We start from the raw sequence: 22,907 nt of genomic DNA on the forward strand, positions 1-22,907 counted from the left end.
GGACTACTGTCCACCCTTCTGAACGAAGGAGCGCACGAAGTCCTCCGCGTTCTCTTCGAGGACATCGTCGATCTCGTCCAGCACCGAGTCGACGTCGTCCGAGAGCTTCTCGTGGCGCTCCTTGAGGTCCTCCGAAGCCTGCGCGTCCTGGGCCTGCTCCTCGACCTCCTCGGTGGAACGCGTGGCCTTCTGCTGTCCGCCGCCGGTGTCCTTGGTCGCCATCTACCTCACCCCGCTCGGTTCGATGTCCTTGATCAGACCCTACAAGCAGGGCCTGACATCGGCCCCGCACTTGATGGAACGTGCGGGGCCTACCTCTGTGTTTCCCACGCCGCCGACTTTTCAGCCCCGGTCAGCCGCCCGAGAGCACCCGGACCAGATCCTCGGCCGTACGGCAGCGGTCGAGCAGCTCCTTCACGTGATTACGCGTTCCGCGAAGCGGTTCCAGGGTTGGCACGCGCTGGAGCGAATCGCGGCCCGGCAGATCGAAGATCACCGAGTCCCAGGAGGCCGCCGCGACGTCGTCCGCGTACTGCTCCAGACAGCGGCCGCGGAAGTACGCCCTGGTGTCCTCCGGGGGCTTCGTCCGGGCCTCGGCGACCGCCGGCTCGTCGTGGAGCCGCTTCATCTTGCCCCGGGCCGCCAGCCGGTTGTAGAGGCCCTTCTCGGCCCGTACGTCGGCGTACTGGAGGTCCACCAGGTGCAGCCGGGCCGCGTCCCAGCCGAGGCCGTCACGGCGCCGGTAGCCCTCCATGAGCTCCCGCTTGGCGATCCAGTCGAGCTCGCCGGACAGGCTCATCGGGTCGTTCTCCAGCCGGTTGAGCACGTCCTCCCAGCGCCCGAGGACGTCCTTGGTCTGGTCGTCCGCGTCGACGCCGAACCGCTCCTCCACGTACTTGCGCGCGAGCTCGAAGTACTCCATCTGGAGTTGTACGGCGGTGAGGGTGCGGCCGCTGCGCAGGGTGACCAGGTGGCGCAGGTCAGGGTCGTGGGAGACCTGGTGGAGGGTGCGGACCGGCTGGTCGACGGCGAGGTCGACGTTGATGAACCCGTCCTCGATCATGGAGAGGACGAGGGCCGTGGTACCGAGCTTGAGGTAGGTGGAGATCTCGGAGAGGTTGGCGTCGCCGATGATGACGTGCAGCCGGCGGTACTTCTCCGCGTCCGCGTGCGGCTCGTCGCGCGTGTTGATGATGGGGCGCTTGAGGGTGGTCTCCAGACCGACCTCGACCTCGAAGTAGTCGGCGCGCTGGCTGATCTGGAAGCCGTGCTCGTGGCCGTCCTGGCCGATGCCGACGCGGCCCGCTCCCGTGATGACCTGGCGGGAGACGAAGAACGGGGTGAGGTGGCGCACGATGTCGCTGAACGGGGTCTCCCGCTTCATCAGGTAGTTCTCGTGCGTGCCGTAGGAGGCGCCCTTGTTGTCGGTGTTGTTCTTGTAGAGGTGGATGGGCTGGGCGCCGGGGAGCTGCGCCGCGCGCTCGGCCGCCTCGGCCATGATGCGCTCGCCCGCCTTGTCCCAGAGCACCGCGTCACGCGGGTTGGTGACTTCGGGCGAGCTGTACTCGGGGTGGGCGTGGTCGACGTAGAGCCGTGCCCCGTTGGTGAGGATGACGTTGGCGAGGCCGATGTCCTCGTCGGTGAGCTGGCTGGAGTCGGCGGCCTCGCGGGCGAGGTCGAAGCCGCGGGCGTCCCGCAGCGGGTTCTCCTCCTCGAAGTCCCAGCGGGCGCGGCGCGCCCGGTGCATCGCCGCGGCGTACGCGTTGACGATCTGGGACGAGGTGAGCATGGCATTGGCATTGGGGTGGCCGGGGACGGAGATGCCGTACTCCGTCTCGATGCCCATTACTCGCCGTACGGTCATGCGGCCCTCCTTGCCCGGCGGCGCTCCCCTCCGGGAGCGGCGCTCAAGTACCGCTGTTTCTCCGGTGCGTGTGCGGTGCCCGTCCCCGCACTGCGCGACTCGGCGGTACGGAAGAGCCTAGAACGCCTTTGCGCTGGTGGGGAGATCAATTCCGTCATTGCTCTTGGTCTGTCTGTGGCCTGTTTTTGGCCGGAAAAGCAGTCGGCTGCGGATGCCCCGGTCGGGCACCCGCAGCCGACCTGTGTGCTACAGGTACTGACCTGTGTTGGCCACGGTGTCGATGGAGCGTCCGGTGTCCGCGCCCTGCTTTCCGGTGACGAGGGTACGGATGAACACGATCCGCTCGCCCTTCTTTCCGGAGATACGGGCCCAGTCGTCGGGGTTGGTGGTGTTGGGCAGGTCCTCGTTCTCCTTGAACTCGTCCACGCAGGCCTGGAGGAGGTGGGAGACGCGGATGCCCTTCTGGTTGTGGTCGAGGAAGGCCTTGATGGCCATCTTCTTGGCCCGGTCCACGATGTTCTGGATCATGGCGCCGGAGTTGAAGTCCTTGAAGTACAGGACTTCCTTGTCGCCGTTGGCGTACGTGACCTCCAGGAAGCGGTTCTCCTCGGATTCCGCGTACATCTGCTCGACCACGGACTGGATCATCGCGTGTGCCGCGGCGTCCTTGGAACCGCTGTGTTCGGACAGGTCGTCCGAGTGCAGCGGCAGGGACGCCGTGAGGTACTTGGCGAAGATGTCCTTGGCCGCCTCCGCGTCCGGACGCTCGATCTTGATCTTGACGTCGAGCCGGCCGGGCCGCAGGATCGCGGGGTCGATCATGTCCTCGCGGTTGGAGGCGCCGATGACGATGACGTTCTCCAGGCCTTCCACCCCGTCGATCTCGGCGAGCAGCTGGGGGACGATGGTGTTCTCCACGTCCGAGCTGACGCCGGATCCGCGGGTGCGGAAGAGGGACTCCATCTCGTCGAAGAAGACGATGACGGGGGTGCCCTCGCTGGCCTTCTCCCGGGCTCGCTGGAAGACGAGGCGGATGTGCCGCTCGGTCTCTCCCACGTACTTGTTGAGGAGTTCGGGGCCCTTGATGTTGAGGAAGTAGCTCTTCCCCGCGGGCTGACCGGTGACCTCCGCCACCTTCTTGGCGAGCGAGTTGGCGACGGCCTTGGCGATGAGCGTCTTGCCGCAGCCGGGCGGGCCGTAGAGCAGGATGCCCTTGGGCGGCCGCAGTTCGTGTTCCTTGAAGAGGTCCGGGTAGAGGTACGGGAGCTCGACCGCGTCGCGGATCATCTCGATCTGGCCGCCGAGTCCGCCGATCTTGTCGTAGTCGACGTCCGGGACCTCTTCGAGGACCAGTTCCTCGACCTCGCTCTTGGGGACCACTTCGTACACGTAGCCGGAGCGGGGTTCGAGCAGCAGGGCGTCGCCGGGGCGGATGGTGATGTCCAGGAGCGGCTCGGCGAGCCTCACCACCCTTTCCTCGTCGGTGTGCCCGACCACCAGGGCGCGCTCGCCGTCCTCCAGGATCTCCTTGAGGGTGACGATGTCCCCGGCGCGCTCGAACTCCATGGCCTCGACCACGTTGAGCGCTTCGTTGAGCATGACTTCCTGGCCGCGCCGGAGCTCGTCGAGCTCGACGCTGGGGCTGACGTTCACCCGGAGCTTGCGGCCCCCGGTGAAGATGTCGGCCGTGCCGTCCTCGTTGGACTGCAGGAAGACACCGAAGCCGGCCGGCGGCTGTGCGAGCCGGTCGACCTCCTCCTTGAGGGCCACGATCTGGTCCCGGGCCTCGCGGAGCGTATTGGCGAGCCGCTCGTTCTGCGCGGACACGCCCGCCAGGTTGGTCTGCAGCTCGACGATCCGCTCTTCGAGAATCCTCGTATGACGCGGAGAGTCGGCGAGCTTGCGTCGCAGGACGGCGATTTCCTGCTCTAGATAGGCAACCTGGCCGGCTGGGTCCTCAGACCCCCGCCCGGGCCGGATGCCGCGGTTGATGTCGTCGTCGTGGGCTGCCACGGTCCTCACCTCCTCCAAGGGGAGCTGGACGCTTCCTGACCCTACCTGGGCGGGTGGTGATTGAAACCCCTAGATCACAAAGACTGCGGGGTGTGTCCGATCTTCACCCTTGCGCTCTCCCTCACGCCAGGGGAATACCCACCCATCAACATCGGAAAGCGGGCGGTTGTATCGTCGAGTCGGTCAACACCCGTCAGGACTGGTACCGATTGCTCGGCCACCCTGGCCGGTGGAGCACCCCGTACGAACACAGCACCGCGCACGAACGGCAGGCCATATGAACGACGCTCTTGAAGTCTGGATCGACCAGGAGCTCTGCACCGGCGACGGCATCTGTGTCCAGTACGCGCCCGAGGTCTTCGAGCTGGACATCGACGGTCTGGCGTACGTGAAGAGCGCCGAGGACGAGCTGCTGCAGTCGCCCGGCGCGGTGACGCCGGTCCCGCTGCCGCTGCTCCAGGACGTCGTCGACTCGGTGAAGGACTGCCCGGGCGACTGCATTCACGTACGACGGGTTTCGGACAGCGTCGAGGTCTACGGGCCGGACGCCGACTGAGACGGTACGTGACGAAGTCCGTACGCTGGGTGACGGATCAGGTACCCAGCGCCTGGGACCGGGTGCTCCGGACGAACTTCCCGCCCTGCCACCGCCACTTGGTGTCGCGCTCCTCGTCGGGGCAGCAGCGCGGCACGTCCGGTGAGGAGTAGCCGAGCAGGGTGGCCGTGACGGCTCCCTCGCGGACCGCGAGGTGGGAGACGCCGAGCCTCTCCCCCGGGTCGGCCAGGGTCGCCACCAGGCGCGGCGGGGCGCCCTTCACGGCGGGCCGGGTCAGCACGTAGATCCCGCTCGGCGGGGTGCCCGAGCCGGCCCGGCAGTGCACGACGGCCACGGTCTCGGGGCTGCCGTCGCCGTCGAGGTCCCCCTCGGCGCGGGCCGCGACCTGGGTGCCCACCGTGCCGCACTGGAGCGGGTAGGCGACGGCCGCCGCGTCGGGGGCCGGAGCGGCCGCCACCACGGCCCCCGGGGCCCCTTGGGAGGCCTTGGCGGTGTCGGGCTGCAGCCAGCCGGCCAGCGCCACGACACCGGCCATCGCGGCGGCCGTGGCCAGCCAGTGCACCGGGCGGGCGTGGGTGTGCGCGAGCTCGGGGACGGCGGCGGTCTGCACGCGGGAGGTCTCCTGTGAGGGATGGTGCGGGTGGTGGGAGTGGCCAGCATCGTGCCACACGTCACAGTCGGGCGGAACAGCGGGGTCCGGACGTTGTGCGCCCCCTTGGCGCCCCCGTGCCCCGAGGCGTCCGCCCGTACCTCCAACGGAAAAGCGCCGCCGCCGAGTTCCCGGACACTCCCGGGAACTCGGCGGCGGCGCCGGTGCGTTGAGCTGACGGGCTCGTCAGTCCTTGTTGGGGCCCTCGTAGTCGTCTCCGTACGCGCCCTTGGCGGGGCGGCGGCGGCGCAGCGGGGGCTCGACGCCGTCCGCGAGGCGGCGGGCGGTGACGAGGAAGCCGGTGTGGCCGATCATCCGGTGGTCCGGGCGGACGGCGAGGCCCTCCACGTGCCAGTTGCGGATCATCGACTCCCACGGCTGCGGCTCGGCGAAGCAGCCGATCTCGCGGATCGCCTCGACGGTGCGCGAGAGCTGGGTGGTGGTGGCCACGTAGCAGCAGAGGATGCCGCCGGGCACCAGCGCCTTGGAGACGGCGTCCAGGCACTCCCAGGGGGCGAGCATGTCGAGGATGACGCGGTCGACGTCGGTGTCCGACAGGTTGTCCTGGAGGTCGCCGACGGTGAGCTGCCAGGCGGGGTGCGGCTCGCCGAAGTAGCGCTCCACGTTCTGCTGGGCGATCTCGGCGAAGTCCGCGCGGCGCTCGTAGGAGTGGAGCATGCCGTGGTCGCCGATGGCGCGCAGCAGGAAGGCGCTGAGCGAGCCGGAGCCCACGCCCGCCTCGACGACGCGCGCGCCGGCGAAGATGTCGGCGAAGGCCAGGATCTGCCCCGCGTCCTTGGGGTAGACCACGGCGGCGCCGCGGGGCATGGACAGGACGTAGTCGGGGAGCAGCGGGCGCAGCGCGAGGTACGCGACGTTCCCGGTGGTACGGACAACACTGCCCTCGGGAGCGCCGATCAGCTCGTCGTGCGGGAAGGAACCCTTGTGGGTGTGGAAGTTCTTCCCGGCTTCGAGCGTGAACGTGTAGTGGCGTCCCTTGGGGTCGGTGAGCTGGACCTGGTCCCCGACCTTGAAGGGCCCGCGACGGCGGGCGGCACCGGTCGGTTCGGACATACGAACAGGGTACCGGCCCTGTTGACCCCGCAACGCCACGGCCTGCGCCGCTGGGGCCGGGGGCGGGGTTACGGGGTGGGCCGGGCCATCGCCGCCACGAAGGCCTTCTCGACGTCGGCCGCCGAGAGCACTCCGTAGATCTCGCCGGTCTCCTCGACCACCAGGTACTCGGTGGCGGGGGTGGCCCGGAGCTTGTCCAGGAGCGGTTCGCCGGCCAGCTCGGCCGGGACGCGCATGCCGTCGGTGAGGTCCTGGGCGAGCCCGCTGACCGCGACCCAGGGGCGGCGGTGCTCCGGCACGCCGACGATGGCGGCCTCCCGGACCAGGCCGGTGGGGTCGCCCTGCCCGTCGACGACGACCAGGGCGCGCGCGCCGGCCTCGTTGGCCCGGCGCAGCGCCTCGGAGAGCGGGGTGGCCGACTCGACGGGGACGGCCCGGCGGGTGAGGTTGCGGGCGCGCAGCTCCGGCAGGTGCTCGCGCAGCCGGGCCATGCGCAGGCTGTTGCCCGCGCCGGTCCAGATGATCGCGGCGAGGATCGCGGCGAGCAGCGCGTCGGTGACGGTGTCCATGCCGTCGACCTCTTCCGGCGCGTTGCCGAGCGCCCCGGTCTGGGTGAGCAGCGGGAGGCCGATGAGGACGGTGACGGCGAGGGCGCGGCCGACCCAGGCGGCGGCGACGGTGCCGCTCATGGGCCTGCCGGTGATCTTCCACACCACGGCGCGGAGCATCCGGCCGCCGTCCAGCGGCAGCCCGGGCAGCAGGTTGAAGCCCGCCACGATCAGGTTGGAGATCATCAGCCCGGCGAGCAGGACGCCGGGCACGGTGCCGGGCTCGACGGCCTGCATCCCGACGTAGAACAGCCCGGACAGGACGAGCGAGAGCAGCGGGCCGACGAAGGCGAGCACGAACTCGCGGCCCGGCGTCTCGGTCTCCTTCTCGATCTCGGAGACCCCGCCGAAGAACTGGAGCTGGATGCGGCGCACCGGGAGCTTGAAGCGCAGCGCGGCGACCGTGTGGGCCAGCTCGTGGACCAGCACCGAGGCGTAGAAGGCGACCGCGAAGAAGAGCGAGACGAGGTAGCGGGCGGCGCCGAGCTCGGGCAGCACGCGGTCGAGCTGGCCGCCGAAGACCCAGGTGATCAGGGCGGCGACCAGGAACCAGCTGGGTGCGACGTAGACCGGTACGCCGAAGGGGCGCCCCATGAGGATTCCGCCGCCCGGCTCACGTCCGCGGGGCGACTTGCCGTTGTCGGGCGCGGCGCCGGGACCGTCGTCCCCCGCGCCGGACTGCGGCCTTTTGCTGTCGCCGCTCTCGTCCACGGTGTCCCTTCGTCGGTGGTTCTGTCTCGATCATGCAGTGTGAGGGGGCTCGTCGTCGATGGTATTCCGCTCGCTGTCAGTGGCGGGTCGTAGGGTCTGTGTCATGGATACGAGCACCGGAGGGGCCGCGGCGGCCCAGCGCCCCGTGTCGTTGTCGCCGTCGCGGGCGAACGACTTCATGCAGTGCCCCTTGCTGTACCGGTTCCGGGTGATCGACAAGCTCCCCGAGAAGCCGAGCGAGGCGGCGACGCGCGGCACGCTGGTGCACGCGGTGCTGGAGCGCCTCTTCGACGACCCGGCGGCGGAGCGGACCGCGCCGCGCGCGAAGGCGATGATTCCCGGCCAGTGGGACCGGCTGCTCGAATCGAAGCCGGAGCTCACCGAGCTGTTCGCCGAGGACGCCGACGGCGAGCGGCTGGCCAAGTGGCTGGGCGAGGCCGAGCGGCTGGTGGAGCGGTGGTTCTCGCTGGAGGATCCGACGCGCCTGGAGCCGGTGGAGCGGGAGTTCTTCGTCGAGACGGAGCTGGAGTCGGGGCTGCGGCTGCGCGGAGTGATCGACCGGGTCGACGTGGCGCCGACCGGCGAGGTCCGGATCGTCGACTACAAGACGGGCAAGGCCCCGCGTCCGGAGTACGCGGAGGGCGCGCTGTTCCAGATGAAGTTCTACGCGCTGGTGGTCTGGCGGCTGAAGAACGTGCTGCCGCGCCGCCTCCAGCTGGTGTACCTGGGCAGCGGCGACGTGCTGACGTACGACCCGGTGGAGGCGGATCTGCAGCAGGTGGAGCGGAAGCTGCACGCCCTGTGGGAGGCGATCCGGCTGGCCACCGAGACCGGCGACTGGCGCCCGCGGCCGACCAAGCTGTGCGGCTGGTGCGACCACCAGGCGGTCTGTCCGGAATTCGGGGGGACTCCCCCGGTCTATCCGCTTCCTTTGATCCCGGCCGGGGATTCTCCAGGCTGAGGTGCGACGGCCCGCCCCGGGTCCGGGGGCCGCAACCCGGGCAGGCCCAGCCCGCTCCAGGCGCTCCCAGCCGGGGTGACGCAGGATGAGCAGGGCAGAATGGACCCGGTCCAGCAATCCTGATGAGGAGTTCCCGTGGCTATCCGCGTCCTACTGGTCGACGACCAGCCGCTGCTGCGCACCGGTTTCCGGATGATCCTGGAGGCCGAGCAGGACATCGCGGTGGTGGGCGAGGCCGGCGACGGTCTCCAGGCCCTCGACCAGGTGCGGGCGCTCCAGCCCGATGTGGTGCTGATGGACATCCGGATGCCCCGGATGGACGGGGTGGAGGCGACCCGGCAGATCAGCGGGCCGGGCAAGGACGGCCCGGCGAAGGTGCTGGTGCTGACCACGTTCGACCTCGACGAGTACGTGGTGGAGGCGCTCAAGGCGGGGGCCAGCGGCTTCCTGCTGAAGGACGCGCCCGCCAATGAGCTGGTCCAGGCGATCCGGGTGGTCGCGGCGGGCGAGGCGATGCTCGCCCCGTCGATCACCCGTCGGCTGCTCGACAAGTACGCGGACCATCTGCCCTCGGGCGAGGAGCCGGTCCCGGACACCCTGCACACGCTCACCGACCGCGAGGTCGAGGTCCTGAAGCTGGTGGCGCGCGGACTCTCCAACGCGGAGATCGCCGCGGACCTGTTCGTCAGCGAGACGACGGTGAAGACCCACGTCGGCCATGTGCTGACGAAGCTGGGGCTGCGCGACCGCGTCCAGGCGGCGGTGTACGCGTACGAGAGCGGGCTGGTCCGGCCGGGAGCGCAGTAAGCGCGGATAAAGCGGATAAAAAAAGGGGGGGTGCGGGGGCCGAGCCCCCGCACCCCCCTTTTTCAAGGGCCGCGCTCCCGCTAGTTCTTGCTGATCTCCCAGAACCGGAACACGGTCGACGGGTCCAGGGTCCACTCGAGGCCCGCCACGCCCTCGCGGGCCACCGCGTACTGCTTGCCCTGCCACAGCGGCAGGATCGGCAGGTCGTTGGCGACGATGTCCTGGAGGCGGGAGAACTCGGCCTCGGTGGCCGCGCGGTCCTCCGTGGCGGCCGTCGACGGGATGATCTCGCCCGTGATCGCCTTGTTGTCGTAGTGGTTGGACAGCACGTTGTCCTTGCCGAAGAACGGCGAGGTGAAGTTGTCGGGATCCGGGTAGTCGGGGATCCAGCCCTTCACGTACACACCGTACTTGCCGGCCTCGACGTCCTTCTCGTACTGCTTGAACTCGACGGACTTCACCTCGGCGTCGAACAGCCCGCTCGCGTTGAGCTGCTTGGCGATGGCGCGCATCTCGTCGTCGGTGCCCGGCCCGTAGCGGATCGGCGTGGACCACAGGGTGAGCTTCACCTTGCCGGTGAGGCCGGCCTTGTGCAGGACCTGCTTGGCCTTCGCGGGCTGCGGGCTGCCGCCGTACATGTCGAACAGCGAGGTGCTGTGCGCGGTGATGCCGGACGGGACGATCGAGTACAGCGGCGTCGCGGTCGACTTGTAGACATCGCGCACCAGCGCCTCGCGGTCGACGAGGTAGGCGATTGCCTTGCGGACGGCGGGCTTGCCGGCGACCGGGTCGTTCATGTTGAAGGCCAGGTGCTGGACCTCCGCGCCGGTGCCCTCGACGACCTTGATGCCCTTCTTGTCCGCCACACTGGCGGCCTGGAGGTCGGCGATGTCCTTGGCGGTGAGACCGCGGTAGGCGAGGTCGACGTCGCCGTTCTTCAGCGCGTCCGCCAGGTCCTTCTGGCGGCCGTGGAACAGCTTCATGGTCATGCCGGAGTTCTTGACCTTGGCCGTGCCCTTGTAGCTGGAGTTGACCGAGAAGCTCGCCTGCTTGTCGCCGAAGGCGTCGAGCTTGTAGACGCCCGAGCCGACCGCCTTGTCGTCGGTGCGCAGCTTGTCGGCCGGGTACACCTCGTGGTCGACGATCGAGCCGGCACCGGAGGCGATCTTGTTGGGGAAGGTGGCGTCCGGCACCTTGAGGTGGAAGACGACGGTCTGCGCGTCCGGGGTGTCGATCTTGCCCAGGGTGGACAGCAGCGGCGCGGGTCCGTTGGCGTCGTTGATCTTCAGCACCCGCTGGAACGAGAACTTGACGTCCTCGGAGGTCAGCGCGTGGCCGTTGCTGAACTTCAGGCCGGAGCGCAGGGTGCAGCGGAAGACCTGGGAGCCGCCCTTGTCGAACGAGCAGCGCTCGGCTGCCTCGGGCTGCGGGGTGGTGCTGCCCTTGGGGAAGCTGAGCAGCGACTGGAAGACGTTGTTGAACAGCAGCCAGGAGCCCGGGTCGTAGCCGGAGGCAGGGTCGGTCGCCAGGATGTCGTCCGACATCCCCATGACCACCGACTCGCCGTTCCCGGACGAGGATCCGTCCTCCGAGCCGCAGCCGCTGAGGAGACCGGCCGCCAGTCCCGCGGCGAGCGGGGCCGTCAGCCATCGGTTCCGTATCTTCACGTGCACGTGCCTCACAGTCGTTGCTCGGCCGGCGGCCCGGGGCTGTCCCCGGGCCGTGCGGCCTCACTGAAATTGCTTGCCGGCACGTGATGAACGCGGCCGGGTCCTGCGTTACTTCACGCCGCGGCCCAGCTCCCAGAGCTGGAGGTCGGCCGAGGAGTTGAGCGCCCACTCGGTGCCCGTGATCTCGCTGCGGGCGGCGACGTACTGCTTGCCCTGCCACAGCGGGAGTACGGGGACGTCGTTGGCGACGATGTCCTGGATCTTCTCGAACGGCTTGGAGGCCTGGTTGCGGTCGGCCGCCACGCGCGATTCGGGGATCAGGGTGTTGCGCACCTCGACGTTGGAGTACGGCGAGTTGAGGAAGTTGTCGCGGCCGAGGAAGGGCGCGACGTAGTTGTCCGGGTCCGGGAAGTCGGGGAACCAGCCGAGGCCGTAGACGGCGTACTCGCCGGCCTTCTGGGCCGGGCGGTACTTGGGCCAGTCGGTCGCCTTGAGCGTGGTGGCGAACAGGCCGGTGGCGTTCAGCTGGTCCCGCAGGATCGAGAACTCCTTGGCGGTACCCGGGCCGTAGTGGTCGCCCGTGTAGTTCAGCGTCAGCTTGACCGGGGTGGAGACACCGGCGGCCCGCAGGATGCCCGCGGCCTTCTGCTTGCTCGGCTCGCCGTACTTGTTGAAGAACGAGTTGGTGTGCCCGGCGATCGAGGTCGGGATGAGCGAGTAGAGCGGCTCGGCGGTCGCCCCGTACACCTTGGAGGCCAGTGCGCCGCGGTCGACGACGGCGGCCATCGCCTGGCGGACGGCCTTGTTCTTCACGGACGGGTCGTTGGTGTTGAAGCCCAGGTAGCGGATTTCCAGGCCGGGCATCTCGACCAGGTTGACGTTCTTGGGCGGGGTGACCGAGTACTTCTGGATCTGCTCCGGCGACATGGAGCGGGTCATCATGTCGATCTTGCCGGACTCCAGCTCGGCGCCCATCGCGTCGGCGTCGGCGAACGAGCGCAGCTCGACCTTGCTGTTGTTGACCTTCAAGTCCCCCTTGTAGTTGGGGTTCTTGCTGAAGACGGCCTTGACGACCTTGTCGCCGCTGTACTCGGCCTTGAGGGTGTACGGGCCGGAGCCGTCCACCTCGAAGCCGCCGCGCAGCTTCTTCGCCGGGTACTTGTCCTTCTGCACGATCGCGGCGGCGGGCGTCGCGAGCTTGTACGGGAAGGTGGCGTCCGGGGTCTTCAGATGGAAGACGATCTCGTCGTCGCCCTTGGTCTCCATCGTGTCGATGTTCTCCAGGAGGGCGATCGGGCCGTTGCCGTCCTTGATGTTCAGGACGCGCTGGATCGAGTAGTGGACGTCGGCGGCGGTCAGCTTGGAGCCGTCGGCGAACTTGAGGCCGCTGCGCAGCTTGCAGCGGTAGCTCTCGTTCTCCTTGTCGGTGAACGAGCAGCTGGAGGCCGCGTCCGGGACGGGCACGCCGCCGCCGCGCGGGACGTGGACCAGCATCTGCACGGTCTGTCGCAGCACGTTCCAGGCACCGGTGTCGTACGCGTAGGCCGGGTCGAAGGGAGCGGGTGCGTCCTTGGTGACCACGAACTGGTCCGTGGTGCCCACGACGATGGCCTTGCCGCCGTCGCCCCCACTTCCTGCCCCGCCACACGCGGCGAGTACGGGGGCGAGCAGGCCCACTACGGCCGGCAGCACCAAAGTCTTGCGGTTCATCCTGGACGTTCTCCCTATGTGTCCGGCACTGGGGTACAGCGAAGTACGCATCACTCCGCCGCGGCCGCCCGGTCGGGGCGGGGAGGCGATCGGGCCGGTACGTACGATCGGACCTGCGCGCCCGGCGGCTGGGTGGGTGCCGGGGCAGTTGAGGGTGCGGCGAAGTTCTCGCGACGAGATTAGTGGGCGGGCCGGGAAAGCCCGTACTGGGCCTGCTCCATTCACACGCCACGCAGTGGCCGGAAATAGCAGCCCGCCGATATCGCGGCGGCGGAATCTTTCGTACAGGAGATCACCAAACAGGACACAAGGGCACCTCCGGAGCGCCCGGAGAGGCCCTTGACACGGGTCACTGACGGCAGATCAGGTGACGAACGTCACCCACTTGACACGCATTGACCCGTCGTGAATTCAACCTTTGTGATGTTGTCGTGACGCCCTTGCAAGGTCACGGAAAATGTACGGCCGGATGCGATGAGTTTGCGCCGCATTCCGGCGGCACGCTGCGTGAACGGATCAGTTCATCCGGGTGATCAGGGTGCGCAGAAAAGCCAGGTCGACTTGTTCGAGGGAATCGACGACGACCCGGCCCGAGGCGGGCTCGATCGGCGCCACGGACGGCACCGCCACCACCCGGCAGCCGGCCGCCTCGGCGGCCGCCACACCGGTCGCGGTGTCCTCGACGACCGCGCATCTGGTCGGGTCCGCGCCCAGCCCGGCGGCGGCGAACAGATACGGCTCGGGGTGCGGCTTGGTGCGCCCGACCTCGTCCCCGGCGACGGTGAGCGCGAAGTGGCGCGAGCCCAGCGAATGCAGGACCCGGTCGATGATCCGCCGGTGCGAGGCCGAGACCAGGGCGGTCGGCACGGAGTGCTCGGCGAGCTCGCCGAGCAGCCGGGCGGCTCCCGGCATCAGCGGCACCCCGCGGCTGATGCGCGCCTCGAAACGGTCGTTGAGCAGCACGGTGAGCTCGGGGACGGTGATGTCGGCGCCGGTGGCCTCGATGAGGAACCCGGCGCTGCGGGTCATGGGCCCGCCCACCACGACGTCGCGCCAGCTCTCCTGGAGCGGATGGCCGAGCGCGGCGAAGACCTCCACCTCGGCGTCCCACCAGAAGCCCTCGGTGTCGACGAGCGTGCCGTCCATGTCCAGGAAGACGGCCTGGAGCGCCGAGCTGTCGGCCGTACGTGCTTCGGGCGCGGGAACCGTGGTGGTCATCCGGGCACACCTCCTGGAGGGACGAGAAGGCCGGTTCCCAGGGTGGGAACCGGCCTGCGCTGGACCGACAAGTGTACGTCCCGGCGGTCGGAAACGCTCGTGATAAACCTCGCGGCGACCAGCGCCTACCGTGCGTTGAAGTACTTCGCCTCGGGGTGGTGGATGACGATCGCGTCCGTGGACTGCTCGGGGTGGAGCTGGAACTCCTCCGAGAGGTGCACGCCGATCCGCTCGGGCCGGAGCAGCTCCGCGATCTTGGCGCGGTCCTCCAGGTCGGGGCAGGCCCCGTAACCCAGCGAGAAGCGCGCGCCGCGGTACTTGAGCGCGAACATGTCCTCCACCTCGGACGGGTCCTCGCCCGCGAAGCCGAGCTCGCTGCGCACGCGCGCGTGCCAGTACTCGGCCAGCGCCTCCGCCAACTGCACGGACAGGCCGTGCAGTTCGAGGTAGTCGCGGTAGGAGTTCGCCTCGAACAGCTCGGCCGTGGCCTCGCCGATCTTCGAGCCGACCGTGACCACCTGGAGCCCGACCACGTCCGTCTCGCCGGACTCCTCCGGGCGGAAGAAGTCCGCCAGGCACAGCCGGCGGCCGCGGCGCTGGCGCGGGAAGGTGAAGCGGGTGCGCTCCGAGCCGTCCTCGTTCAGGATGATCAGGTCGTCGCCCTTGGAGACGCACGGGAAGTAGCCGTGGACGACGGCCGCCTCCAGCAGGTTCCTGGTGTGCAGCTGCTCCAGCCAGCCGCGCAGCCGCGGGCGGCCCTCGGTCTCCACCAGCTCCTCGTAGCTCGGCCCGTCGCCGGCCCGGTTCTGCTTGAGGCCCCACTGGCCCTTGAAGAGCGCGCCCTCGTCGAGCCAGGACGCGTACTCCTTGAGGCCGATGCCCTTGATCACCCGGGTGCCCCAGAACGGCGGCTCGGGGATGCGGTTGTCGACGGCCACGTCCGAGCGGACCGAGCCCTCGGGCTCCTCCGCCTCATGCACGGCCGCCGCGCGCTTGGGCACCCGGCGCTGCTTGAGCTCGGGCAGGGTCGCGCCGGGCACCCCGCGCTTCACCGCGACCAGGGCGTCCATCAGGCGCAGGCCCTCGAACGCGTCGCGCGCGTAGCGGACTTCGCCCTCGTAGATCTCGTGCAGGTCCTGCTCGACGTACGCGCGCGTGAGGGCCGCGCCGCCGAGGATCACCGGGTAGTCGGCGGCCATCTTGCGCTGGTTGAGCTCCTCCAGGTTCTCCTTCATGATCACGGTCGACTTCACCAGGAGGCCGGACATGCCGATGACGTCCGCGCGGTGCTCCTCGGCGGCCTCCAGGATCGCGGAGACGGGCTGCTTGATGCCGAGGTTGACGACGTTGTAGCCGTTGTTGGAGAGGATGATGTCGACGAGGTTCTTGCCGATGTCGTGGACGTCGCCGCGCACGGTGGCCAGCACGATGGTGCCCTTGCCCTCCGCGTCGGACTTCTCCATGTGCGGCTCCAGATGGGCCACGGCCGTCTTCATGACCTCGGCGGACTGGAGGACGAACGGCAGCTGCATCTGGCCGGAGCCGAACAGCTCGCCGACGACCTTCATGCCCTCCAGGAGGGTGTCGTTGACGATGTCGAGGGCGGGGCGGGTCAGCAGCGCCTCGTCGAGGTCCGCGTCCAGGCCGTTCTTCTCGCCGTCGATGATCCGGCGCTTCAGGCGCTCGTCCAGCGGCAGCGCGAGGAGCTCCTCGGCCTTGCCCGCCTTCATCGACTTGGTGCTGACGCCCTCGAAGAGCTCCATCAGCCGCTGGAGCGGGTCGTACCCCTCGGCACGGCGGTCGTAGATGAGGTCGAGCGCGACCTTGACCTGCTCCTCCTCAAGCCGCGCGATCGGCAGGATCTTGGAGGCGTGCACGATGGCGGAGTCGAGGCCCGCCTTGACGCACTCGTCCAGGAACACCGAGTTGAGGACGACCCGGGCGGCCGGGTTGAGGCCGAAGGAGATGTTGGACAGGCCGAGCGTGGTCTGGACGTCCGGGCGCCGGCGCTTGAGCTCGCGGATCGCCTCGATGGTGGCGATGCCGTCCTTGCGCGACTCCTCCTGGCCGGTGCAGATGGTGAAGGTCAGCGCGTCGATGAGGATGTCGGACTCGCGCACGCCCCAGTTGCCGGTGAGGTCGTCGATGAGCCGCTCGGCGATGGCGACCTTGTTCTCGACGGTACGGGCCTGGCCCTCCTCGTCGATGGTCAGCGCGATCAGCGCCGCGCCGTGCTCCACGGCCAGCTGGGTGACCTTGGCGAACCGCGACTCGGGCCCGTCGCCGTCCTCGTAGTTGACGGAGTTGATGACCGCGCGCCCGCCGAGCTTCTCCAGACCGGCCTGGAGCACGTCGACCTCGGTGGAGTCGAGGACGATCGGCAGGGTGGAGGCGGTGGCGAAGCGGCCGGCCAGCTCCTCCATGTCGGCGACGCCGTCGCGGCCCACGTAGTCGACGCAGAGGTCGAGCATGTGGGCGCCCTCGCGGATCTGGTCGCGGGCCATCTCCACGCAGTCGTCCCAGCGGCCCTCCAGCATGGCCTCGCGGAACTTCTTGGAGCCGTTGGCGTTGGTGCGCTCGCCGATCGCCATGTACGAGGTGTCCTGGCGGAACGGCACGCTCTGGTAGAGCGAGGCGGCGCCGGGCTCGGGGCTCGGGTGGCGCTCGGTGGGCGCCAGGCCCCGGACCCGCTCGACGACCTGGCGCAGGTGCTCGGGCGTGGTGCCGCAGCAGCCGCCGACCAGGGAGAGGCCGTACTCGCGGACGAACGTCTCCTGGGCGTCGGCGAGCTCCGGCGCGGAGAGCGGGTAGTGCGCGCCGTCCTTGCCGAGGACGGGCAGTCCGGCGTTGGGCATGCAGGACAGCGGCACCCGGGAGTTGCGGGCCAGGTAGCGCAGGTGCTCGCTCATCTCGGCGGGGCCGGTGGCGCAGTTGAGGCCGATCATGTCGATGCCGAGCGGCTCAAGCGCGGTGAGCGCGGCGCCGATCTCGGAGCCGAGCAGCATGGTGCCGGTGGTCTCGACGGTGACCGAGCAGATGATCGGGACCCGGTGGCCCGCCGCGTCGAGGGCGCGCTGGGCGCCGAGGATGGCGGCCTTGGTCTGGAGCAGGTCCTGGGTGGTCTCCACCAGGAGCGCGTCGGCGCCGCCCGCGAGCATGCCCTCGGCGTTCTGCTGGTAGGCGTCGCGCAGCGTGGTGTACGGGGCGTGGCCGAGGGTGGGCAGCTTGGTGCCGGGACCCATGGAGCCGAGCACCCAGCGCTGCTGTCCGGTCGAGGCGGTGAACTCGTCGGCCACCTCGCGGGCGATCCGGGCGCCCGCCTCGGACAGCTCGTACACGCGCTCGGGGATGTCGTACTCACCGAGGGCGGAGAAGTTCGCGCCGAAGGTGTTGGTCTCGACGCAGTCGACGCCGACCGCGAAGTACTCCTGGTGCACCGAGCGCACGATGTCGGGCCGGGTGACGTTGAGGATCTCGTTGCAGCCCTCGAGGTCCTGGAAGTCCTCCAGGGTGGGGTCCTGGGCCTGGAGCATGGTGCCCATGGCTCCGTCGGCCACCACCACACGGGTGGCGAGCGCTTCGCGGAGCGCGTCGGCGCGGGTCCGGCTGTCAGCGGAAGGGGTAGGCAACGAGGCCATGGATGTGCTCCCTGGAGTGCGACGGCTGTCGGCTTTGCGGCGTCCTCGGGGAGGCCGCACCCGGTCAGGGTAACCGGGTGAGGGCCGGGTGGGCACAGGTGTCCCACGGGGCGGACTGCGCGGGGGGCCGCCCGGGCGACCGCCGGATGGCCGCGGTGCGTCTGTCATCTGAACTGGCCGGATGGCGGCGGGGGCCGTCCATCACGGTGACACGAGGTCGACAACGGCCGATACTGTTCAGCATTGTCGAACTCAACGTTCCGAAGTGGGAGGAAGCGCGATGGCGCGGAACATCCAGTCGCTCGAACGGGCGGCCGCCATGCTGCGGCTGCTCGCGGGCGGCGAGCGGCGGCTCGGCCTGTCCGAGGTGGCCTCCGCGCTCGGCCTGGCCAAGGGCACCGCGCACGGCATCCTGCGCACCCTCCAGGCGGAGGGGTTCGTCGAGCAGGACCCGGCCTCCGGCCGCTACCAGCTCGGCGCGGAGCTGCTGCGCCTGGGCAACAGCTATCTGGACGTCCACGAGCTGCGGGCCCGCGCCCTCGTATGGACGGACGACCTCGCGCGCTCCAGCGGCGAGAGCGTGTACGTGGGTGTGCTGCACCAGCAGGGCGTGCTGATCATGCACCACGTCTTCCGGCCCGACGACAGCCGTCAGGTCCTGGAGGTCGGGGCGATGCAGCCGCTGCACTCCACCGCGCTCGGCAAGGTCCTGTCCGCCTTCGACCCGGTGGCGCACACCGAGGCGGTGGACGGCGAGCGGACCGCGTTCACGCCTCGCACGGTGACCACCGCCGCGGGCTTCGAGGAGCTGCTCGACCTCGCGCGGGCGCGCGGCTGGGCCAGCGACATGGAGGAGACCTGGGACGGGGTGGCCTCGGTGGCCGCGCCCATCTTCGACCGGCGCCGTATGCCGGTGGGCGCGGTGGGGGTGACCGGGGCCGTGGAGCGCGTGTGCAAGGACGGCGAGGTCCGCTCCGAGCTGGTGGCGGCGGTGCGCGACTGCGCCCGCTCGGTCTCGCGCGATCTGGGCGCCGGCCGCTTCTGACCCGGCCGCGGGCCGTTCGCGGCCCGCCCGCCGACCCGTCGTACAGACCCTTGCGCAGGCCTGACCAGCCACTTCCGGGCCCGTTCTGATCGTTTCTGATCCTGGCCGGAAGTTTTCGATCAATGTGGCCGGAAGATACCTACTGGTAACGATCGGGATACCGGCCACAGAACCCTTGACGTCGACTTAACCCCGGAGCAACACTGCCGTTCATCGGTCGGCATTGTCGAACACCTAACGGCAATACGAGTTAGAGTGTGACAACGCCAAGGGCCGCCAAGCCCTCGACGTGAGGGCGCGGACCACCGGAGGGACCCGGGGTTCGCCTTCCCCTGGACGAAGGACAAAGGAGTCGCGGGTGTCCAGCTCCGACATCTTCACCGGCGAGATCATCGGTACCGCCGTTCTCATCCTGCTCGGCGGTGGCGTGTGCGCCGCCGTCACGCTGAAGAGCTCCAAGGCACGCAACGCGGGCTGGCTCGCCATCACCTTCGGGTGGGGCTTCGCGGTGCTCACCGGCGCTTACATCTCCGCCCCGCTCTCGGGTGCGCACCTCAATCCGGCGGTGACGCTCGGCCTCGCCATCGAGGGCGGCACCGAGTGGAGCGACGTGCCCACCTACCTCGCGGGACAGCTGCTCGGCGCGATGATCGGCGCCACGCTGGTCTGGCTGGCCTACTACGGGCAGTTCCAGGCGCATCTCACCGATCCGGAGATCGTCGGCAAGCCCGACGAAAACGCCGCCAAGGCGATCGAGGGCCCGCACAACGGCGCCTCCCACGCGGGCCCGGTGCTCGGCATCTTCTCGACCGGCCCCGAGATCCGCAACGCGATACAGAACCTCACCACCGAGATCATCGGTACGGCCGTGCTGGTCCTCGCGATCCTGACGCAGGGCCTGAACGGCGACGGCAAGGGCCTCGGCGTCATCGGCGTGCTGATCACCTCCCTGGTCGTGGTCGGCCTCGGCCTCTCGCTCGGCGGCCCCACGGGCTACGCCATCAACCCGTTCCGCGACCTGGGTCCGCGCATCGTGCACTCGCTGCTGCCGCTGCCCAACAAGGGCGGTTCGGACTGGGGCTACGCCTGGGTGCCGGTCGTCGGCCCGCTGGCCGGTGCCGCCCTCGCGGGCGGCCTGTACAACCTCGCCTTCGCCTGAGCCGTTGAGCCGTAGAGACCTTCCGACCTCCAGGAGAAACCCGTGAGCGACACCCACACCACCGCCTCGCACGGCCACGGCCCGTTCATCGCGGCCATCGACCAGGGCACCACCTCGTCCCGCTGCATCGTCTTCGACAAGGACGGCCGGATCGTCTCGGTCGACCAGAAAGAGCACGAGCAGATCTTCCCGAAGCCGGGCTGGGTCGAGCACGACGCCGCCGAGATCTGGACCAACGTCCAGGAAGTCGTGGCGGGCGCCATCGACAAGGCGGGCATCACCGCCGCCGACGTCAAGGCGATCGGCATCACCAACCAGCGCGAGACCACGCTGCTGTGGGACAAGAACACCGGCGAGCCCGTGCACAACGCGCTCGTCTGGCAGGACACCCGCACCGACGCGCTCTGCAAGGAGCTCGGCCGCAACGTGGGCCAGGACCGCTTCCGCCGCGAGACGGGCCTGCCCCTCGCGTCGTACTTCGCCGGCCCCAAGGTCCGCTGGCTGCTCGACAACGTCGAGGGGCTGCGCGAGCGCGCCGAGCGCGGCGACATCCTCTTCGGCACCATGGACTCCTGGGTCATCTGGAACCTGACCGGCGGTGTCGACGGCGGTGTGCACGTCACGGACGTCACCAACGCCTCGCGCACGCTGCTCATGAACCTCCACGAGATGGCGTGGGACGAGAAGATCCTCGCCTCCATGGAGATCCCGGCGGCCGTGCTGCCCGAGATCCGCTCCTCCGCCGAGGTCTACGGCCACGCCAAGGGCGGCGTCCTGGACGGCATCCCGGTCGCCTCCGCGCTCGGCGACCAGCAGGCGGCCCTGTTCGGCCAGACCTGCTTCTCCGAGGGCGAGGCCAAGTCCACGTACGGCACCGGCACCTTCATGCTGATGAACACCGGTGACAAGCCCGTCAACTCGTACAACGGCCTGCTGACCACCGTCGGCTACCAGATCGGCGACCAGAAGCCGGTCTACGCCCTTGAGGGCTCGATCGCCGTCACCGGCTCGCTCGTCCAGTGGATGCGCGACCAGATGGGCATGATCAAGACCGCGGCCGAGATCGAGACCCTGGCCTCCTCCGTCGAGGACAACGGCGGCGCCTACTTCGTGCCGGCCTTCTCCGGTCTGTTCGCCCCGTACTGGCGCTCCGACGCCCGCGGTGTGATCGCCGGTCTGACCCGGTACGTCACCAAGGCGCACATCGCGCGCGCCGTGCTGGAGGCCACCGCCTGGCAGACCCGCGAGATCACCGACGCCATGACGAAGGACTCGGGCGTCGAGCTGACCGCGCTCAAGGTCGACGGCGGCATGACCTCCAACAACCTGCTGATGCAGACCCTCTCGGACTTCCTGGACGCGCCGGTGGTGCGTCCGATGGTCGCCGAGACCACCTGCCTCGGCGCCGCCTACGCCGCCGGTCTGGCCGTCGGCTTCTGGCCGGACACCGACGCGCTGCGCGCCAACTGGCGCCGGGCGGCGGAATGGACCCCTCGCATGGACGCCGACCAGCGTGACAGCGAGTACAAGAACTGGCTCAAGGCCGTCGAGCGGACCATGGGCTGGATCGAGGACGAGGAGTAATCGAAATGACCACCCTGCAGAGCGTCCCTGCCCTTGGGACGCACCCGGCCTCCGGCTCCACCCAGAGCCGCGCCGAAACTCGGGAGCAGCTTTCCAAGGCGACGTACGACCTCCTGGTGATCGGCGGCGGCATCCTGGGCATCTCCACCGCCTGGCATGCCGCGCAGTCCGGGCTGCGGGTGGCCCTGGTGGACGCCGGCGACTTCGCCGGCGCCACCTCCTCGGCCTCCTCCAAGCTCCTCCACGGCGGTCTGCGCTACCTGCAGACCGGCGCGGTCAAGCTGGTGGCCGAGAACCACTTCGAGCGGCGTGCGGTGTCGCGTCAGGTGGCACCGCACCTCGCCAACCCGCTCACCTTCTACCTGCCCGTCTACAAGGGCGGTCCGCACGGCGCGGCCAAGCTCGGCGCGGGTGTCTTCGCCTACTCGGCGCTCTCCGCGTTCGGTGACGGCGTCGGCCACCTGCTGTCGCCCTCCAAGGCCGCGCAGGACGTGCCGGAGCTGCGGACGGACAACCTGAAGGCCGTGGCCGTGTACGGCGACGACCAGATGAACGACGCGCGCATGGCCCTGATGACGGTCCGCGCCGCCGTGGACGCGGGCGCGGCCGTGCTCAACCACGCCGAGGTCACCGGCCTGCGCTTCACCAAGGGCCGGGTCACCGGTGCCGATCTGCGCGACCGCCTCTCCGGCGACGAGTTCGGCGTCAACGCCCGTCTGGTGCTCAACGCGACCGGCCCGTGGGTCGACCACCTGCGCAAGATGGAGGACCCGGACGCGGCTCCCTCCATCCGCCTGTCCAAGGGCGCGCACCTGGTCCTCAAGCGCACCTCCCCCTGGAAGGCGGCGCTGGCGACCCCGATCGACAAGTACCGCATCACCTTCGCCCTGCCGTGGGAGGACATGCTCCTGCTCGGCACCACGGACGAGGAGTTCGAGGGCGACCCGGCGGATGTCGCGGTCACCGAGAAGGACACCGCCCAGATCCTGGACGAGGCCGCGTTCTCGATCCGCGACCAGCAGCTGTCGCGCGATCTGATCACGTACTCCTTCGCCGGTCTGCGGGTGCTGCCGGGCGGTCCCGGCGACACCTCCAAGGCCAAGCGCGAGACGGTCGTCACCGAGGGCCGCGGCGGCATGCTGTCGGTGGCCGGCGGCAAGTGGACGACCTTCCGCCACATCGGCCGTACGGTGATGCAGAAGCTGGAGCAGCTGCCGGGGCGTCCGCTCGGTGACGACTTCGAGCCGATCTCCTCGCTCCCCGGCAAGCTGCCGCTGCCCGGCATAGCCAACCCGCGCGCCGTCGCCCACCGCCTGATGGTGGACGGCCCGGCGCCCGGCCCGCGCATGGCGGCCGACACCGCCAAGCACCTCGCCACGCACTACGGCTCGCTCTCCTTCGACATCGCGCGCCTGGCCAACGAGGACGCGGCGCTGGCCGAGCGGATCCACCCGGACGCGCCGGAGATCTGGGCGCAGGTCGTCTACGCGCGCGACCACGAGTGGGCCGAGACGGCCGACGACGTGCTGCGCCGCCGCACCACGTTGACGATCCGGGGCCTGGCCACGGACGAGATCCGCGGCAAGGTCGACGACCTGCTCGGCAAGAAGAACTGACGTATAGTTAGTCCGGTCAGTCAG

General features: G+C 69.5%; 17 protein-coding genes. 7 read left to right on the top strand and 10 right to left on the bottom strand.

What is annotated here, in order from left to right:
* Positions 1-3: 3 nt before the first annotated feature.
* The 3 genes from BX283_RS11375 to arc all read right to left on the bottom strand — a co-directional run bounded on the left by BX283_RS11375 (position 4) and on the right by arc (position 3,877).
* Positions 4-222 carry a ubiquitin-like protein Pup gene (locus BX283_RS11375; protein WP_030608326.1) on the bottom strand — a complete coding sequence of 73 codons (219 nt, stop codon included), beginning with the start codon at positions 220-222 and terminating at the stop codon, positions 4-6.
* Positions 223-352: 130 nt separating this feature from the next.
* The gene (dop, locus tag BX283_RS11380; RefSeq protein ID WP_373979160.1) at positions 353-1,864 is read right to left on the bottom strand and encodes a depupylase/deamidase Dop; all 1,512 of its coding nucleotides are present in this window, start codon (positions 1,862-1,864) and stop codon (positions 353-355) included.
* Between the two features lie 246 nt (positions 1,865-2,110).
* Positions 2,111-3,877: a proteasome ATPase gene (gene arc, locus BX283_RS11385; RefSeq protein WP_101387506.1), complete on the bottom strand. Its 1,767-nt coding sequence runs from the start codon at positions 3,875-3,877 to the stop codon at positions 2,111-2,113.
* A gap of 277 nt (positions 3,878-4,154) precedes the next feature.
* Here arc and BX283_RS11395 point away from each other — a divergent pair, with 277 nt between their 5' ends.
* Positions 4,155-4,433 carry a ferredoxin gene (locus BX283_RS11395; RefSeq protein ID WP_101387507.1) on the top strand — a complete coding sequence of 93 codons (279 nt, stop codon included), beginning with the start codon at positions 4,155-4,157 and terminating at the stop codon, positions 4,431-4,433.
* 37 nt (positions 4,434-4,470) lie between these two features.
* On the opposite strand, the gene BX283_RS11400 is transcribed toward BX283_RS11395, so the two are convergent.
* From BX283_RS11400 to BX283_RS11410, 3 genes are all read right to left on the bottom strand, one after another.
* Positions 4,471-5,043: a hypothetical protein gene (locus tag BX283_RS11400; protein WP_101387508.1), complete on the bottom strand. Its 573-nt coding sequence runs from the start codon at positions 5,041-5,043 to the stop codon at positions 4,471-4,473.
* A 225-nt stretch (positions 5,044-5,268) separates the two neighbouring features.
* On the bottom strand, positions 5,269-6,156 hold the full coding sequence (locus BX283_RS11405; RefSeq protein WP_067156039.1) for a tRNA (adenine-N1)-methyltransferase: 888 nt from the start codon (positions 6,154-6,156) through the stop codon (positions 5,269-5,271).
* A gap of 68 nt (positions 6,157-6,224) precedes the next feature.
* Entirely contained in the window at positions 6,225-7,475 is a 1,251-nt protein-coding gene (locus BX283_RS11410; protein WP_101387509.1) for a site-2 protease family protein, read from the bottom strand.
* A 103-nt stretch (positions 7,476-7,578) separates the two neighbouring features.
* Here BX283_RS11410 and BX283_RS11415 point away from each other — a divergent pair, with 103 nt between their 5' ends.
* Both BX283_RS11415 and BX283_RS11420 read left to right on the top strand, forming a co-directional pair.
* Positions 7,579-8,436, top strand: coding sequence for a RecB family exonuclease (locus BX283_RS11415; protein ID WP_257582564.1), 858 nt, complete (start codon positions 7,579-7,581; stop codon positions 8,434-8,436).
* A gap of 135 nt (positions 8,437-8,571) precedes the next feature.
* On the top strand, positions 8,572-9,243 hold the full coding sequence (locus tag BX283_RS11420; RefSeq protein WP_053723497.1) for a response regulator transcription factor: 672 nt from the start codon (positions 8,572-8,574) through the stop codon (positions 9,241-9,243).
* An 80-nt stretch (positions 9,244-9,323) separates the two neighbouring features.
* On the opposite strand, the gene BX283_RS11425 is transcribed toward BX283_RS11420, so the two are convergent.
* The 4 genes from BX283_RS11425 to metH form a co-directional block, all read right to left on the bottom strand.
* Entirely contained in the window at positions 9,324-10,910 is a 1,587-nt protein-coding gene (locus tag BX283_RS11425) for an ABC transporter substrate-binding protein (RefSeq protein WP_101392277.1), read from the bottom strand.
* A gap of 111 nt (positions 10,911-11,021) precedes the next feature.
* Entirely contained in the window at positions 11,022-12,623 is a 1,602-nt protein-coding gene (locus tag BX283_RS11430) for an ABC transporter substrate-binding protein (RefSeq protein WP_101387511.1), read from the bottom strand.
* 516 nt (positions 12,624-13,139) lie between these two features.
* Entirely contained in the window at positions 13,140-13,841 is a 702-nt protein-coding gene (locus BX283_RS11435) for an HAD family phosphatase (protein ID WP_101387512.1), read from the bottom strand.
* Positions 13,842-13,966: 125 nt separating this feature from the next.
* Positions 13,967-17,479: a methionine synthase gene (gene metH / locus BX283_RS11440; RefSeq protein ID WP_101387513.1), complete on the bottom strand. Its 3,513-nt coding sequence runs from the start codon at positions 17,477-17,479 to the stop codon at positions 13,967-13,969.
* 280 nt (positions 17,480-17,759) lie between these two features.
* Here metH and BX283_RS11445 point away from each other — a divergent pair, with 280 nt between their 5' ends.
* The 4 genes from BX283_RS11445 to BX283_RS11460 all read left to right on the top strand — a co-directional run bounded on the left by BX283_RS11445 (position 17,760) and on the right by BX283_RS11460 (position 22,883).
* On the top strand, positions 17,760-18,524 hold the full coding sequence (locus BX283_RS11445; RefSeq protein ID WP_101387514.1) for an IclR family transcriptional regulator: 765 nt from the start codon (positions 17,760-17,762) through the stop codon (positions 18,522-18,524).
* Positions 18,525-18,882: 358 nt separating this feature from the next.
* Positions 18,883-19,683 carry an MIP/aquaporin family protein gene (locus BX283_RS11450; protein ID WP_101387515.1) on the top strand — a complete coding sequence of 267 codons (801 nt, stop codon included), beginning with the start codon at positions 18,883-18,885 and terminating at the stop codon, positions 19,681-19,683.
* 42 nt (positions 19,684-19,725) lie between these two features.
* Positions 19,726-21,267 (top strand): glycerol kinase GlpK, encoded by a 1,542-nt coding sequence (gene glpK / locus BX283_RS11455; protein ID WP_101387516.1) that lies wholly within the window; start codon positions 19,726-19,728, stop codon positions 21,265-21,267.
* Positions 21,268-21,272: 5 nt separating this feature from the next.
* A complete protein-coding gene (locus BX283_RS11460; RefSeq protein WP_101387517.1) occupies positions 21,273-22,883 on the top strand; it encodes a glycerol-3-phosphate dehydrogenase/oxidase in 1,611 nt (536 codons plus the stop codon).
* Positions 22,884-22,907 lie beyond the last annotated feature (24 nt).

The organism is Streptomyces sp. TLI_146 (assembly GCF_002846415.1).
GTDB lineage: Bacteria > Actinomycetota > Actinomycetes > Streptomycetales > Streptomycetaceae > Streptomyces.

Excerpts from the sequence above, each read along its gene's own strand:
- metH (WP_101387513.1), bottom strand. The coding sequence starts at position 17,479 with ATGGCCTCGTTGCCTACCCCTTCCGCTGACAGCCGGACCCGCGCCGAC.
- dop (WP_373979160.1), bottom strand. The coding sequence starts at position 1,864 with ATGACCGTACGGCGAGTAATGGGCATCGAGACGGAGTACGGCATCTCC.
- BX283_RS11395 (WP_101387507.1), top strand. The coding sequence starts at position 4,155 with ATGAACGACGCTCTTGAAGTCTGGATCGACCAGGAGCTCTGCACCGGC.
- BX283_RS11405 (WP_067156039.1), bottom strand. The coding sequence starts at position 6,156 with ATGTCCGAACCGACCGGTGCCGCCCGCCGTCGCGGGCCCTTCAAGGTC.
- BX283_RS11430 (WP_101387511.1), bottom strand. The coding sequence starts at position 12,623 with ATGAACCGCAAGACTTTGGTGCTGCCGGCCGTAGTGGGCCTGCTCGCC.
- BX283_RS11445 (WP_101387514.1), top strand. The coding sequence starts at position 17,760 with ATGGCGCGGAACATCCAGTCGCTCGAACGGGCGGCCGCCATGCTGCGG.
- BX283_RS11415 (WP_257582564.1), top strand. The coding sequence starts at position 7,579 with ATGGATACGAGCACCGGAGGGGCCGCGGCGGCCCAGCGCCCCGTGTCG.
- BX283_RS11460 (WP_101387517.1), top strand. The coding sequence starts at position 21,273 with ATGACCACCCTGCAGAGCGTCCCTGCCCTTGGGACGCACCCGGCCTCC.
- BX283_RS11435 (WP_101387512.1), bottom strand. The coding sequence starts at position 13,841 with ATGACCACCACGGTTCCCGCGCCCGAAGCACGTACGGCCGACAGCTCG.
- BX283_RS11375 (WP_030608326.1), bottom strand. The coding sequence starts at position 222 with ATGGCGACCAAGGACACCGGCGGCGGACAGCAGAAGGCCACGCGTTCC.